We start from the raw sequence: 575 nt of genomic DNA on the forward strand, positions 1-575 counted from the left end.
GCGCTAGAAAACGAAAATGAACGCCGCGCGCACTTTCACTACGATCCGGTCGGCAGGCTGCTGGAAGAAAGCGGCTTCGACGGTCGCTCGACTCGCTATCAATACGATCCCGAAACAGGAAGGCTTGCTCAGACGGTGAACGGCCAGCGCACGATTGCGCTGACCTTCGACCCCATGGGCCGTCTCACCGAACGCCGCGCCACCCTCGGCGAACAAGCCCAAAGCGAAACCTTCGCCTACGACGGCAACGGCCATCTGGTCATGGCGACCAACGCCATCAGCAAGCTGCAATGGTTTCACGACCCAGCGGGGAACCTGCTGCGCGAGCATCAGCATTACTCGAATCTGGATAAACCACTGGTTGCCGTCTGGCAGCACGAGTACGACGCGCTCAACAACCGCATTGCCACCATTCGCCCGGACGGCCATCGCGTCAGCTGGCTGACCTACGGCAGCGGTCATCTGCTGGGGTTGAAGCTGGACGAGCACGAACTGCTCAGTTACGAACGCGATGATCTGCATCGCGAAGTTGCCCGCCATCAGGGCAACCAACTGCTGCAAACCCAAAGCTGGGA

1 pseudogene is annotated in these 575 nt (G+C 60.2%); it reads left to right on the forward strand.

From position 1 onward, the window contains the following. Positions 1–575 (forward strand): annotated as a pseudogene (locus AC07RO_RS27060) (RHS repeat-associated core domain-containing protein); the annotation flags it as partial.

Source organism: Pseudomonas sp. GW821-FHT07F05 (genome assembly GCF_059418765.1).